Genomic DNA, 12,971 nt, shown 5'->3' on the forward strand with positions numbered 1-12,971 from the left:
TTAGCTGCTCACCTTTTTGGGGCAGTGATTTCTTTAAACACCACAACAACGGCAGCAACAATAACAGGCACTAACCAAAGTAAGTGCACTAAGCCTGAGCCAGAATCACTATGTCCATGTCCTGGATGTGCAAATGATGGGTTACTTAGTAATACTCCCAATCCAGTAAAAATAATAACAACTTTCTTCATCGTGATATCCTAAGAGTAAGTAACCTAATGCATTACTGGTTGGCTAGCATTGACGGCAACTTCCATTTTTTTAAGCGATGATAAACATCCATCACACGCAGGGTATTTTTTACTAAACGCCAGCAAGGGCATTAATGTTATTTTTAATGTACGTAACGCAACAAATTTAAGATCATCGCTGTATTGAGACTGCTGTGATAATTCTGTCATGCGTTGATGGGGAATTTGTAAATACCGAAAGGCCATTTTTGGCTGACCTTGCTCTTCATACAGAACTGCCAAATTATGAAAAACGCTAATCCATGCCATGAGTAAGTTACTATTTTCAATATCGGCATGCCATTCATGCTCTAGGCACTCAATGGCTTGATGATAATATTCTTCAGCTAAAGGTAAAGATAGTTTGTTAAAACTATCGTTACCTTTTAATAGTAGCGATTGCCAAACTTCCATAACCCACCATTGTAAATGATAATGGTTCGCATTCTAATAAGTTTATTCTATTCTGTAAAGTAATTATTTTCTTTGTTATTTAATGGATTCGTTGATTAGTCTGCCAAAACTATTTGAAGGGGATTCAGAAGTGAAAGGGTTCGAAAGTCAAATAAGATAATGATGGACAAAAAAAATCCTTACTAAGTAGCAAGGATCATTAACGTATGAAACTCTTCAAAAAAAATTACTTTTTAACTATTTTTCTTCGTGCTAAACCAAACAACGCTAAACCAAAAACAGCAACCATTGAAGGCTCTGGTACGGCAACAGTACTACCAATGAAGTTATCAACAACTTGACGACTTCTGGCACCACCGGTTCTAGCTCCAAAATTAAATTGACCACTATAAGCAGCCCAATTGGCAACATCGTGAGTAAAAATTGACGCACCGTCTAATGAAACACTAACTAAACCATCAATCATGGAAATTGAAGTATTATGAACAGCACCATTTTCTAATATAGTAGTCGAGATATGCTGCTCTACTAATGAGACACCATCATAACGTAAGCTAATATGGTTACCTGATACTTCTCCATTCTTCCAAGTATCAAACCCAATAGCTAAACCTGAAAATAAACCTTCTTCACTTGCCGGACCAACATCACCTAAACGGCTAAACGTTAATGAAATACCATCCGCTCCACCACCGTTATTTTGATCAATGCGGAAATCAAAATTTGCATCCCAAGCTTCAATCAATTGACCATTATCCTGATCAGTAAATGACATTCCACCTAGTAAGCTATTGCTAGATGGAGTTAATTGCGCTTCTTGGTTAACTACAGAAGATGGTCCGTAAAAGCTCACACCCGCAGGTGAGCCTGAATTAAAGTCTTCAGAAATTAAACCAGCAATAGCTGAGCTAGTAAAAGCAACTGATAATGGTAACGCAATTAAAATGTTTTGTAATTTGTTCATTAAGTAGTCCATCATAAAATTAAATATATATACAAGTAAGCAATAAACGAACCATATTAAAATAGCGCTATTTTTCAGTAAATTAAAATTTATATATTGAGGTATAGACTGATTTTGTAAAAATTTCTGACAGATATTATTTGCTAATTAACAACTAACAATATATTTTGAGCAATCTTCTTAAGATCCCCAAAATTAAATACATTAACGATAAAGAGCACACTCATGAATGCACCACAACGCGACATTACTTTACGATTTTTAGCCGAACCACAAGATGTAAATTTTGGCGGTAAAGTGCATGGTGGCGCTGTGATGAAATGGATAGATTTAGCCGCTTATGCTTGTGCTGCTGGCTGGAGTGGTCGTTATTGTGTTACCGCCTATGCGGGTGGTATTCGTTTTGTTGCACCTATTCATGTCGGTAGTTTAGTCGAAGTAGAAGCCAAAGTTATTTATACCGGTAACTCATCAATACATATCGCCCTTGAAGTAAACGCGTGCGACCCTAAATCATTAAACCGTCGTTTAACTACCCACTGCATTGTTATCATGGTCGCCGTTGATCAAAATGGTCAATCTGAACGCGTACCGCAATGGAAACCTGAAACAGAAGCAGACAAGAAACAACATGCTTCTGCAGTAAAACTGATGGAAATGCGCAAGCAAATTGGTGAAGAAATGCAAATATTTGTCGATTAGTATTTATATCGCCATGTTGAAAGACGGCTCTGGTCGTTATACGTTGGCGGCATTATACTCTTTAGCCAACCGAACTTTGCGTTAGTAAAGTTCGGTCATAAAATTGTTTGTCAGCTTTCCTTTGCTCATTTCGCTTTGGTAAAACAACACAGCGCCTTACCCGAATACTTGAAAATTCTTTAAAACCTGAAATTCAAGCGCTACCTTATTCTTCGCTCTGCTGGGATTCAGCTACTTTCAGTTGTGTCTTCACATCGATCCATTGTGACATATATTGGGTACTTTTATGATGATGATGATTCAACATACTGCCAATAAAATTAGCCTGTCTACGCTGATTAAGGTTAGCTTCTAGCTTTGATAAACAATCAGCTAACTCGGTTAAGATATTATCTTGCTGATACATTAACGTGGCATTTTGTTGCCCTAAGTCGCTGGCAACTTGCCAAGTTTGTTCATCTTGATACAGTTTAACCGCGGCATCAGCTATGGCTTGTGGATCATTGGCTATTGCGCCAGCCCAAGGTAAATTAGTTTGCATGCTTTCTGCGCCAATATCTGTGGTCACTGACGGGGTCGAACAATACATAGCTTCGGCTAACTTGCCTTTAATACCTGCGCCAAAGCGCAGTGGTGCTAAACACACTTTTGCACTTTTCATGGCAAATACTGCATCATCAACCCAGCCTTTCACCAAGAAGCCAGATTTTTCATCATGTAAGTCGGTGGCTTTGGGTGGTGGATACGCGCCATAAATATTGAGCTTAGCGCTTGGTAATTGTTTACGAATAAGTGGCCATACTTGCTGTTTTAGCCACAATACTGCGTCCCAGTTGGGCGCATGGCGGAAATTTCCTATCGCCATGAAATCTTCTCGCTGTTGATAACTCGGGTTTTCTTGTGTTAACCGTGCTTGGTTTAACATAAAGGGACAATAGTGAATTGAGCTGGCATCGACTTTAAATAAGCGTTGTAGTAATTCCACTTCAATACTTGAAATCATTAAGCTGATATCAGAACGAAATATGGAGGCAACTTCACGCTTAGCCATATCACTGGTGAGTAAATCTTCATCCGTGATATCACGTTTTAATTTATAGGCTTGATGACGAGCATTACGCAGACAAAATAAATCTTCGGTATCTAATAGTCTTAGCGCTTGTGGACATTGTTCACTAACACGCCAACCAAACTGCTCTTCCATCATAAAGCGATCGTACATCACCGTAGTTGGTTGTAGGTTTTTAATAAAGTAATCAAAACTAGTGCAGTTGAGGCTAATATTTTCAACGTCAATATTTAAAGCGCGTAAATCAACCATGTGCTCAGTTTGTTGTGCTGGGCTGGCAAAGGTAATGTGATAGTTTTGCGATTGGAAAAAGTGGATTAACTGCATCATACGGCTACCTGCCGCTGAAGAGTTAGGCTCAGGCCATACATAGCCAATAATAAGAAGTTTTTTCATCGAGACATTTTACTTGAAAGCTTACTAATAAAGCCAATAGTTATGGCTACTATTTATCGTGAAGAATTAAGACTGAGTAATTAACATCCGTTAAAAATACTAATCTTCTATCGACCTAACGTAGGTCAACGTCAGTTTAAACAACGCCTCAATAAAAAAGCCACCGGTAAATAATTACTGGTGGCTTTATAATTTTATCTAGCATTCACGATAACTAAGCTGAAAGGCTTACCTAGAAATCATTAACTAGTGAGCAGCGTGTTCATCAGCCTTTGGAGCTTCTTCTGCTTTTTGAATTTCTAATAATTCGATTTCAAATTCTAGTACTGAGTTACCCGGAATACGTGGTGGATTACCGTTTGGACCATACGCTAAATCTGAAGGAATAGTGAATTTGTATTTAGCGCCTAAAGGCATTAATTGTACGCCTTCAGTCCACCCCTTAATTACACGGTTAAGTGGGAATACTGCTGGTTCGCCGCGATCGTATGAACTATCAAACGTTTCACCGTTTAAGAAAGTACCTTTGTAATGTACTTTAACCGTATCAGTTGCTACAGGCTTATCACCTTCGCCAGCAGTTAATACTACGTATTGAATACCTGATTCAGTGACTTGAACGCCTTCTTTTTTAGCATTGTCTGCAAGAAATTTAGCACCATCAGCTAGGCTAGATTCAGAAGCAGAGATTGCAGCTGCTTGCTGTTTTTCTTTCATGCTAGTATCAAGGTTTGTCAATAATGCTTGAATTTCTTCTTTTTCGATAACAGATTTACCATCAATACTGTCTACAAATCCGCGTATGATAAGCTCTTTATCTAACGCTAAACCTAGTTTGTTATGCTCTTCTAAGTTACGTTGCATGTACATACCAATTGAGGCACCTAAGCCGTAGGCTTGTTTTTGCACTTCAGTATCTAATACCGGTGCTTTTACTTCTTCAACTGCTTTTTCGTTACAACCAACAACGGCAAATAACGCAAGGGCGACTAGGGTAGGCTTAAACAATTTCATTCATATCTCCATTTATACAATACAATTGGAGAATTCCCCCAATTAAAAACTTAAAACCGCGATGTTAACTTGTAAAATTTAACTTTAAATTAAACTTCCTATTTAAGTAAAGATAACACTAAACAATTTCAAAAAAGAACTTATACTAACGATAAATGCGCAAATAAAAAAGTATTAATATATTGTTAAATTGTAATTGGATTTTTCCAGTCATCTTATTGACTACACTCACGGCTTGTAAGCCTCTAACGCAAGAACCATTGCAACGCTGGCAACAGTCTGTTGAAGGTGCCTATGCTGGCCAGATTTCTAGTGATGCCAAGTTCTCGGTAGTCTCATCTATTCATCATGGTTTGAGTGTGTGGGATTTAACTAAAAATGAGCGTATTTATAACTGGGCACAAGAACAAAATACCAGTGACAATTTAGTCCTCTCCATTGATATTAGCGACAACGCTAGCCATGTACTGACTGCAAATAGAAAAAACTTTGCCCTGTGGAATTTAAAATCGGGTAAATCGGAAGGTTATTGGCAAGTGCGAGAATCTCATATCAGAGATATAGATATCAGTAATGGTGGTGATTACTTACTTATTGGAAAAAGTAACGGTACCGTGGTTCATGTTGCCGTTGATACCGGAAGACGGTTAGAGTTTTTAGGCCATAAAGAGAAAATAAATTCGGTAGATATGCTGCCCAATGGTCGTGTGGCTATATCTGGTGGTAATGATTTCACCGCATATGTTTGGGATACACAATCAGGGCAAGTGGTTTATCAATTTAACCATAGTTCACGGGTATCAAAAGTAGCATTAGATGCTAAAGGGCGTTATGCCTTTTCTGCTGACAGTATGAAAGGTGCCTATATTTGGGATTTAAAAACCGGTAAACGTGTTAGTAGCCTGCAAGGAACAAAACGCCACGAAGTATTTAGCACTGTACGTTTTTCTCCTGACGGTAAAACACTAATCACCGGAGCAGCCACCAAAAAGGTCAGTGTTTGGGATATTGCCACAGGTAAACGCCTGTCACATTGGTTTGTTACGCCAAAAGAGGCAAAAAGACCTACAGGAGCGGTTGTGTATAGTGTCGCATTTGGCGATAATAACGATCTATTAACGATAAGCTCATCAGGATATGTTGAATCATGGCCAATCACGAAATAACTTTAAGTGCGCACAGCACAAACGCCAACTACATTCAGCAATTAGAAGAGCGTGTTGACTCTTTAGAATCACGTAATGTCTTTCAAGATGATGTCATTGATCAGTTAAGCGAAGAGTTAGCTGCCCATCAGCATGAAATTTCAGAGCTGAAACATCAAATTCAATTAGTCGCTAACCGTTTAAAAGATGCCGGTAGCTTATCGTGTGACAATGAAGAAATTGAGCCACCACCACCGCATTACTAAACCTATACCCGCTCCACTTGAATATGCTCGTTTCAAGAAGTCAGAGCAATTAATAATTAAGGCACATTTTTTTATTAAGGGATATTCCCTTAAAAAGAAATGTAACGCTGAGTATGATTTACTCAGCCTTCCTCAAAGGGCTGGTTTAATTAGAAACCTTTCATTAGAAGTAAAGAGCACAGAGTTGATGGCTATCAATGAGTACTTTTGATGCGCTAACTATTGTTTAATCACAACGCCTTAGCGCAATACCGCAAAAAAACTCATGTTATCAAGGTTTAAATACACCAATCACTTGCTCGTTTTCACGAACAACCTTCTCAACTTGTTCTTCCGTTTGCACCATTTGTTCACCACAACTCACACAAGTCACTTTTTCAACACCGTTTTCTTTGGTCAATGCCATGGTGTCCATTGCTTTACATTTAGGACAGACAGCGCCGGCGATAAATCTCTTTTTTAGGGCTTTGCTCATAGTTATCTACTACTTATTATTAGGCTCTGCTGTTCTTTGTTGATAGTTTTTTCAACATGTAAGTTCAACAGGCTCGACATTTAATCCAGAATTAGCGCTATTTTACCTTGAATAGTGGTCATAGGAAAAGCGACAATGCATCAGCATTTTTTTAGTGGGTGTTATCTCTGCCTCACTATGCCATTTTTCCGAGGAAATACCATTGATTATCGCCACAGACTTAAGTTTAGATAGAGGGGCTAAAAACCTAATAAAATCATCTAGCTTTACCATACACCCTAACCACAAGGTTGGCTTAGTAGGCAGTAATGGCTGTGGAAAATCGTCTCTTTTCGCCGCTCTATTAGGTGATTTATCACCTGACTCTGGCGATTTAGCTTTACCGACAAGCTGGGATATTGCCACCGTAAGACAAGAAACCCCTTCGTTAGAACAAACTGCCCTTGATTACGTGATGGATGGCGATAAAGAGTTTCGCCAGTTAGAGCAACAGCTTGAGCAGGCACGTATTGATGATAACGGTAACCTTGAAGCCACCATTATCAATAAAATAGATACCATCAGCGGATACAGTTTACCTGCTCGCGCTGGTGAGTTGTTGCATGGTTTAGGTTTTTTACAATCACAACTTGATAATCCAGTGAAAGATTTTTCTGGTGGTTGGCGCATGCGATTAAACTTAGCCCAGGCGCTAATATCTCGAGCTGACTTGTTATTACTCGATGAACCGACCAACCATTTAGATTTAGATGCAGTTATCTGGCTACAACGATGGTTAAAGCGCTTTACTGGCACCTTAGTCCTCATTTCACATGACCGTGATTTTCTGGATACGGTTATTGGTCAAATACTTCATATTGAACATCAGCGGGCTAAATTATACAGCGGCAACTATACTGCTTTTGAACGCCAACGCCGCGAACATTTAGCGCAACAAGACGCACAATATCAAAAGCAGCAAAAAGAAGCTGCGCATCTAACCGCTTTTGTTGATCGTTTTCGCGCGAAAGCAAGTAAAGCAAAACAAGCGCAAAGTCGATTAAAACGTTTAGAAAAGTTACCTGATTTAGCACCTGCGCATGTGGATAGCCAATTTACTTTCAGCTTTGCAGAGCCTGAAAGTTTGCCTTATCCACTTTTATCACTTGATGAAAGTCAGTGTGGTTATCCTAAATCTGATCATGGTGAGCAGGCGATTATTCTAGATCACGTTGGTTTAACGTTAATACCTGGTAGTCGCATTGGTTTATTAGGTAGAAATGGCGCAGGTAAATCAACCCTAATTAAATCCCTTGCTGGTGAACTTGCCCTACTTGGTGGTAAACGTTACTGCGCACAAGATTTAACCGTGGGTTATTTTTCTCAGCATCAATTAGAGCAATTGCATGCACCGTCAAGCCCTGTTGATCATATTTTGCGTGCTAAACCTGCTTTAGGTGAACCACAAGCCCGTACCTTTTTAGGAAAGTTCGGCTTTAGTGGCGACCAAGCGTTATCACAAGTTTCGACTATGTCGGGTGGTGAAAAAGCACGTTTAGTACTGGCTTTGATTGTTTTAGAAAAGCCACAGTTATTACTACTTGATGAACCAACCAACCATTTAGATTTAGAAATGCGCCAAGCATTAGTGATGGCATTACAAGACTTTGGCGGCGCGATTATTTTGATTGCTCATGATAGGTTCTTATTAGAATCATGTGTTGATGAATTTTATCTTGTTGCAAACGGCCGAGTGAGTGATTTTAGTGGCGATATCGATGATTACCAGCAGTGGTTAAATGATGATAAAAAACAAGCAATAAAATCAATCAAAACCGATCAACAAAGCGGTGATAAAGGTTTAGACAAAAAACAACTTCGTCAGCAGCAAGCGGAGCTAAGAAAAAAATCAGCCCCTATACGTAAAGAAGCTGATAAATTAGAGAAAAAAGTTCATCAGTGGCAAGAAGAGCTAACCAAGGTTGAAGCTTTATTAAGTGATAGCGAGATTTATCAATCAGAGCGTAAAGCTGAACTAACAGACTTACTGAAAAAACAAGGTAATTTGAAAAGCGATATTGAAGAAAATGAAATGCTTTGGCTTGAACTAGCAGAGCAGATTGAAGAGATGATGTCAGTCACCGATTGATTTTTTCATCTACACTTAATCTATATCCGTTCTACTTGAAGATGCAGGATTCAGCTGGAATTATAAACGCCTTTAAGCAAGGCATTGATTGAAGGGAATATTATTCTATTCTCGAAATCAATAACGTAGCATAAAGAGTTTATAAAACAGTCCTTCGAGGGAAGCTGAGCAAACCATACTCGTCGTTACATTTATTTTTAAGGGAGTGACCCTTAACAAAAAAATGTGCCTTGATTATGATTCACTCAGATTTCCTGAAACGAGCATTTTCAAGTGGAGCGAGTATACAATCGATAGTTACCGCTAGAAGAGGAAATATTATGCGTACTAAAATATTACTGCTTACCTTCACACTGCTAAGCAGTTTCTCAGTATTGAGCCAGGGTAATGACATTGAGCAGGGAATGTATGAATTAAACCGAGGGGAATTTAAAGCAGCTATCGAGCAGTTTCGTCCATTGGTTAATGAAGGTTATGCTCCAGCCCAATATCAAATGGCCTTGGTTTATCTTCACGGTTACTCTGTTCCTAAAGATAGTATGAAAGCACTGGAGTTATTTGAACTTTCTGCAGCACAAAACTACCCAGACGCACAATTTGAACTGGCCTTAATTTACTCAGACGGTAAGTTAGTAAAACAAAGTCTTAAAAAAGCATTTGAACTTACTCAGAAAGCGGCCAACAAAGACTTACCCAGTGCGCAGTTTAATTTAGCAGTAATGTATGCAAATGGCACAGGAATTAAACAAGATGATTTCAAAGCATCGCGTTGGTATAAAAATGCTGCTAATCAAAATTATGCCCTAGCGCAGTATAATTTAGCGTTACTTTATAGTGAAGGTAAAGGCGTAGAAAAAAGTACTGAACTGTCCTATGTCTGGAATACCATCGCATCATGGAACGGCTACCCTAATGCTGAAAAAAGTCGTTTAATGGATGAAAGAGATTTATCTAAACTTAAAATTGAAAATGGCATTGATAAAGCTAATGATATCTATCAGAAAATAAGGGATCAGCAGGAAATGAAAGCAAAAATGGCAGAAAAGCAGCGCTTCTATTGATCTAAATCAGCTTAATCATTGAGCGACTTAATTACACTAGGTATATCAACAATGACTTAGAAAATTATGGAGCTCAATATGAATTTATTATCAATGTTAACCAATGACCCTGTAGTGATGTTCTCTTTTGGCGGTATAGCCATTATGCTCGGTATTTGTGCCTTTTATGTTTATTACTTTATTAAGCATATTCAAGACGATAGTAAAAAGCACTAAGTATTGTATCAACTTCATTGATTCTCCTTATACAGGCTAATTAGAGCTCAACTAGTTATACTAGTAAGTAACAATGTTTTAATTAAGTCTGTTAAAATATCATTATGTTGACGACAAGTCTTTCAACAGCTAATTTAAGCCTTTTACTTTGTTATTAGGTAAATGCCCTTCGAATGTCGTAAACAAGCTGATAACACCACCCCTAAAATAGAAATTCATTCTGTTTACATCATTGCTTTGAGCTCTCGATTGACGCATTTTATTATGCAGTAAATTAATCCGTTTGGGATAAAGTGATTCAGCGGTACAATAACTATTCATTATCTAAAAGCCTGAAGTCCCCCTTATGATTATTCCCCTAGATCAACTATCACATGAAACATTAACTGCTATTATTGAAGGATTCATCTTACGTGAAGGTACTGAATATGGCGCTGAAGATGTGAGTAAAGAAGCTAAAATATCTCAAGTGAAAAAGCAACTTGAACAAGGTAGTGCGGTATTAGTTTATTCTGAGCTGCACGAAAGTATCAACATATTACCTAGCGAGCAATTTAAGGCAGGAATGGAAGAAGAAATGTAATTGATGCCTGTTATTAAATAGGACTGATGATTTCCCCATAAAGCTATCCGAATATAACGTCTCTCTAAAAGTATGCAGAGCAAAACATACCCATTAAAAAAGCCAGAGACTTAGCACTGGCTTAATAATTTAATACCTTTTCACACTACTATTAAAAGCTTAGGGAATAATAGCGCGATCTAGCCTTTAGCATTTGTACTGTCGAAAATTTTATCTGCGGATGCTGCAACAAAACCAGTATAAAGTTCACCACTCGCTAGAGGATAGCGTTTAGCAAATTCATAGAAACAACTTGGAATTTCCATTGTTTTATCAGAAAAATCTACCGGTGCTTTATCCGCAAGTGTCGATGATTGCTCTAATTTCACCGCTTCATCACCTTTTATTTCACCGCCATTCGCATTGAGTACATAGCCAGCATCTTTAAGGGTAGCATTTACTACTTCTATATCTTCGTAGTTAGCTAAGTGATTAATGCTCACGGTAAAGTGATTTGCACGGTAACCCCATGCGGCTAACCATGCAGCATACTCACTAACATTTAGCAGAGTATCATAATCTTTTGAACTAATTTCCCACAAACGACCAGCGTAAAGAAAGTCAGCTCGGTCACTAACATCTTCTGGTAACTGTGCGATTAAACCCGCAATAATGTCTTGTACTTCACTAGAGAATTCTTCAACACGTAATTCACTAATAAACACCTTAGGCATAGTGCTATCTGTATGTTCAAAATGTTTAGCATCCAATTTTTTGGAAGAAAAGTCATATTGGCCACATTCGGTGTAACCCAAAGCCAACAGCCCTTTAGCTAATTGTGCTAAATTAATTTTAGGATGGTTAAAGGTACGGTAAGCAACATGATCGTTAATTACATCATTACCATTACCTAGTAATTGGTGAATTTTTTTTGCTGACGGAGTCACGCTGAGATATTGTTCCCAGATCTCATTAAAAAGTGCGGTTACTTGCGCTGCCATGGTTTTTCCTCTTACTTATTGAGTGGTTATATTTTATTGATATTAATTTAAGGGTATTAATTAAATATTAGTGGTTATAACTCAGACAATTAACTTTACAGATAAAAGTATTGATACAGGTAAAATTAATAGCTGAAATAATAGCAGATAGCAAAACGGTCGGGAAAATAGCAAAATGATATTTTGGTTGACAGCATGGGCCATCTACCAAAAATTTAGATTTGATCGATACTTTTAAAGAAGCAAGGACGACGTCCTGCTTGATGGTGAGATATATGTTTTTTTAATACGCTTGATAACATAGCTAAAACAAAATTACCTGATCACGATAGTACGGGAAGTTGCCAGTAAGCACACTTCGATGAATAGCGCTAATTTAGCACAAATCGTAAGCAAAACGAACCTCTTCATAATATCAGTAATAAAAGACGATATTACTCCGAGAATAGGCACTTAATAATTAAATTTAGTTGCTTGTTATTCATAAACTTTTCTATGTGCTTTAATTATTTTTTGCCATGGAAAGTCTCTCGCGCCTAAACTGACAAAATCAGGATTAAGTAAGCTTTCTCGTTTATTGTAACTTAAAGGATTAAATTCACTATCGATAATATCACCGCCGGCTTGTTCTAAAATACATTGACTAGCCCCCGTATCCCATTCGCCAGTGACTCCTACACGTAAATAACAATCGGCTCCCCCTTCAGCAATAAGGCAGTTTTTTAATGAACAACTACCTAAAGCAACATAGTCATAATCATATTCACTATTTAAATATTGTCCCATGAGTTCAAGTTGATGACGACGACTAATGGCGACTTTAATACGACGGTTTTCTTGATATTCTGCCACACGAATGGCATGACTGGCTTGGTTATTATCTTTGAAAGCACCAAGGTTTTTTTGACCATAATAGGTTAGGCAGTGATCCGGCGCGTGAATAACACCCAGTGTTGGCCAACCATTTTCAACGAGCGCGATATTTACTGCAAAATCGCCGCTACCTATGATGAATTCACCCGTTCCATCAATAGGATCGAGCAACCAGTAACGAGACCAATCTTTTCGCTCATTTAACTGCACAGTACCCACTTCTTCAGAAATAATAGGGATATCTGGTGTGAGTGTTTTGAGCTGGTCCATTAAGATGTCATTTGCTGCTAAATCAGCACTGGTTACTGGGCTTTCATCAGCTTTGGTTTCTGCAGTATAGTTTCCCTGACGATAATATTTCATTACTTCTACGCCAGCTTTCTTTGCGCTTTCTAAAGCAATGTTCAGTAATTTATCTTGGCTCATCGTTATACCTCTGTCTTCGTGCTTTAGTA

15 protein-coding genes are annotated in these 12,971 nt (G+C 38.2%); 7 read left to right on the forward strand and 8 right to left on the reverse strand.

Annotated features, from left to right (window positions below):
- Positions 1–8 precede the first annotated feature (8 nt).
- The 3 genes from ESZ36_RS19170 to ESZ36_RS19180 all read right to left on the reverse strand — a co-directional run bounded on the left by ESZ36_RS19170 (position 9) and on the right by ESZ36_RS19180 (position 1,608).
- The gene (locus ESZ36_RS19170) at positions 9–191 is read right to left on the reverse strand and encodes a hypothetical protein (protein ID WP_146790853.1); all 183 of its coding nucleotides are present in this window, start codon (positions 189–191) and stop codon (positions 9–11) included.
- A 24-nt stretch (positions 192–215) separates the two neighbouring features.
- A complete protein-coding gene (locus ESZ36_RS19175) occupies positions 216–644 on the reverse strand; it encodes a hypothetical protein (RefSeq protein WP_146790855.1) in 429 nt (142 codons plus the stop codon).
- A 226-nt stretch (positions 645–870) separates the two neighbouring features.
- Positions 871–1,608 carry a PEP-CTERM sorting domain-containing protein gene (locus ESZ36_RS19180; protein ID WP_170235894.1) on the reverse strand — a complete coding sequence of 246 codons (738 nt, stop codon included), beginning with the start codon at positions 1,606–1,608 and terminating at the stop codon, positions 871–873.
- A gap of 225 nt (positions 1,609–1,833) precedes the next feature.
- On the opposite strand from ESZ36_RS19180, the gene ESZ36_RS19185 reads away from it, so the two are divergent.
- The gene (locus tag ESZ36_RS19185) at positions 1,834–2,310 is read left to right on the forward strand and encodes an acyl-CoA thioesterase (RefSeq protein WP_146790859.1); all 477 of its coding nucleotides are present in this window, start codon (positions 1,834–1,836) and stop codon (positions 2,308–2,310) included.
- Between the two features lie 205 nt (positions 2,311–2,515).
- Here ESZ36_RS19185 and ESZ36_RS19190 read toward each other — a convergent pair whose 3' ends face one another.
- Both ESZ36_RS19190 and ESZ36_RS19195 read right to left on the reverse strand, forming a co-directional pair.
- Entirely contained in the window at positions 2,516–3,775 is a 1,260-nt protein-coding gene (locus tag ESZ36_RS19190; protein ID WP_146790861.1) for a glycosyltransferase, read from the reverse strand.
- A 246-nt stretch (positions 3,776–4,021) separates the two neighbouring features.
- Complete coding sequence (locus tag ESZ36_RS19195) at positions 4,022–4,789, reverse strand: FKBP-type peptidyl-prolyl cis-trans isomerase (protein WP_146790863.1); 768 nt, start codon at positions 4,787–4,789, stop codon at positions 4,022–4,024.
- 218 nt (positions 4,790–5,007) lie between these two features.
- Between ESZ36_RS19195 and ESZ36_RS19200 the strand changes: the two genes are divergently transcribed.
- Together ESZ36_RS19200 and ESZ36_RS19205 are read left to right on the forward strand one after the other, a co-directional pair.
- Complete coding sequence (locus ESZ36_RS19200; protein ID WP_246129176.1) at positions 5,008–5,955, forward strand: WD40 repeat domain-containing protein; 948 nt, start codon at positions 5,008–5,010, stop codon at positions 5,953–5,955.
- On the forward strand, positions 5,937–6,200 hold the full coding sequence (locus ESZ36_RS19205) for a SlyX family protein (protein WP_146790867.1): 264 nt from the start codon (positions 5,937–5,939) through the stop codon (positions 6,198–6,200). Before ESZ36_RS19200 ends, ESZ36_RS19205 begins: the two co-directional genes overlap by 19 nt.
- A gap of 271 nt (positions 6,201–6,471) precedes the next feature.
- Here the strand turns inward: ESZ36_RS19205 and ESZ36_RS19215 are convergent, their stop codons facing one another.
- The gene (locus ESZ36_RS19215; RefSeq protein WP_011041295.1) at positions 6,472–6,675 is read right to left on the reverse strand and encodes a YheV family putative zinc ribbon protein; all 204 of its coding nucleotides are present in this window, start codon (positions 6,673–6,675) and stop codon (positions 6,472–6,474) included.
- Between the two features lie 202 nt (positions 6,676–6,877).
- Between ESZ36_RS19215 and ESZ36_RS19220 the strand changes: the two genes are divergently transcribed.
- The 4 genes from ESZ36_RS19220 (at position 6,878) to ESZ36_RS19240 (ending at position 10,663) form a co-directional block, all read left to right on the forward strand.
- On the forward strand, positions 6,878–8,803 hold the full coding sequence (locus ESZ36_RS19220; protein WP_146790869.1) for an ATP-binding cassette domain-containing protein: 1,926 nt from the start codon (positions 6,878–6,880) through the stop codon (positions 8,801–8,803).
- A gap of 320 nt (positions 8,804–9,123) precedes the next feature.
- The gene (locus tag ESZ36_RS19230) at positions 9,124–9,864 is read left to right on the forward strand and encodes a tetratricopeptide repeat protein (RefSeq protein ID WP_146790871.1); all 741 of its coding nucleotides are present in this window, start codon (positions 9,124–9,126) and stop codon (positions 9,862–9,864) included.
- Between the two features lie 78 nt (positions 9,865–9,942).
- A complete protein-coding gene (locus ESZ36_RS19235; RefSeq protein ID WP_146790873.1) occupies positions 9,943–10,080 on the forward strand; it encodes a DUF3149 domain-containing protein in 138 nt (45 codons plus the stop codon).
- A 346-nt stretch (positions 10,081–10,426) separates the two neighbouring features.
- Positions 10,427–10,663: a YheU family protein gene (locus ESZ36_RS19240; protein WP_146790876.1), complete on the forward strand. Its 237-nt coding sequence runs from the start codon at positions 10,427–10,429 to the stop codon at positions 10,661–10,663.
- Between the two features lie 179 nt (positions 10,664–10,842).
- Here ESZ36_RS19240 and ESZ36_RS19245 read toward each other — a convergent pair whose 3' ends face one another.
- Together ESZ36_RS19245 and cysQ are read right to left on the reverse strand one after the other, a co-directional pair.
- Positions 10,843–11,643 (reverse strand): DUF1338 domain-containing protein, encoded by an 801-nt coding sequence (locus tag ESZ36_RS19245; RefSeq protein WP_146790878.1) that lies wholly within the window; start codon positions 11,641–11,643, stop codon positions 10,843–10,845.
- 477 nt (positions 11,644–12,120) lie between these two features.
- Positions 12,121–12,942: a 3'(2'),5'-bisphosphate nucleotidase CysQ gene (gene cysQ, locus ESZ36_RS19250; protein ID WP_146790880.1), complete on the reverse strand. Its 822-nt coding sequence runs from the start codon at positions 12,940–12,942 to the stop codon at positions 12,121–12,123.
- Positions 12,943–12,971: the final 29 nt, after the last annotated feature.

The organism is Colwellia demingiae (genome assembly GCF_007954275.1).
Taxonomy (GTDB): Bacteria; Pseudomonadota; Gammaproteobacteria; order Enterobacterales; family Alteromonadaceae; genus Colwellia; species Colwellia demingiae.

What these genes read in the sequence shown, in the direction of transcription:
- ESZ36_RS19170 (WP_146790853.1), bottom strand. Translation starts at nt 191, where the DNA reads ATGAAGAAAGTTGTTATTATTTTTACTGGATTGGGAGTATTACTAAGT.
- ESZ36_RS19175 (WP_146790855.1), bottom strand. Translation starts at nt 644, where the DNA reads ATGGAAGTTTGGCAATCGCTACTATTAAAAGGTAACGATAGTTTTAAC.
- ESZ36_RS19180 (WP_170235894.1), bottom strand. Translation starts at nt 1,608, where the DNA reads ATGAACAAATTACAAAACATTTTAATTGCGTTACCATTATCAGTTGCT.
- ESZ36_RS19185 (WP_146790859.1), top strand. Translation starts at nt 1,834, where the DNA reads ATGAATGCACCACAACGCGACATTACTTTACGATTTTTAGCCGAACCA.
- ESZ36_RS19190 (WP_146790861.1), bottom strand. Translation starts at nt 3,775, where the DNA reads ATGAAAAAACTTCTTATTATTGGCTATGTATGGCCTGAGCCTAACTCT.
- ESZ36_RS19195 (WP_146790863.1), bottom strand. Translation starts at nt 4,789, where the DNA reads ATGAAATTGTTTAAGCCTACCCTAGTCGCCCTTGCGTTATTTGCCGTT.
- ESZ36_RS19205 (WP_146790867.1), top strand. Translation starts at nt 5,937, where the DNA reads ATGGCCAATCACGAAATAACTTTAAGTGCGCACAGCACAAACGCCAAC.
- ESZ36_RS19215 (WP_011041295.1), bottom strand. Translation starts at nt 6,675, where the DNA reads ATGAGCAAAGCCCTAAAAAAGAGATTTATCGCCGGCGCTGTCTGTCCT.
- ESZ36_RS19230 (WP_146790871.1), top strand. Translation starts at nt 9,124, where the DNA reads ATGCGTACTAAAATATTACTGCTTACCTTCACACTGCTAAGCAGTTTC.
- ESZ36_RS19235 (WP_146790873.1), top strand. Translation starts at nt 9,943, where the DNA reads ATGAATTTATTATCAATGTTAACCAATGACCCTGTAGTGATGTTCTCT.
- ESZ36_RS19240 (WP_146790876.1), top strand. Translation starts at nt 10,427, where the DNA reads ATGATTATTCCCCTAGATCAACTATCACATGAAACATTAACTGCTATT.
- ESZ36_RS19245 (WP_146790878.1), bottom strand. Translation starts at nt 11,643, where the DNA reads ATGGCAGCGCAAGTAACCGCACTTTTTAATGAGATCTGGGAACAATAT.
- cysQ (WP_146790880.1), bottom strand. Translation starts at nt 12,942, where the DNA reads ATGAGCCAAGATAAATTACTGAACATTGCTTTAGAAAGCGCAAAGAAA.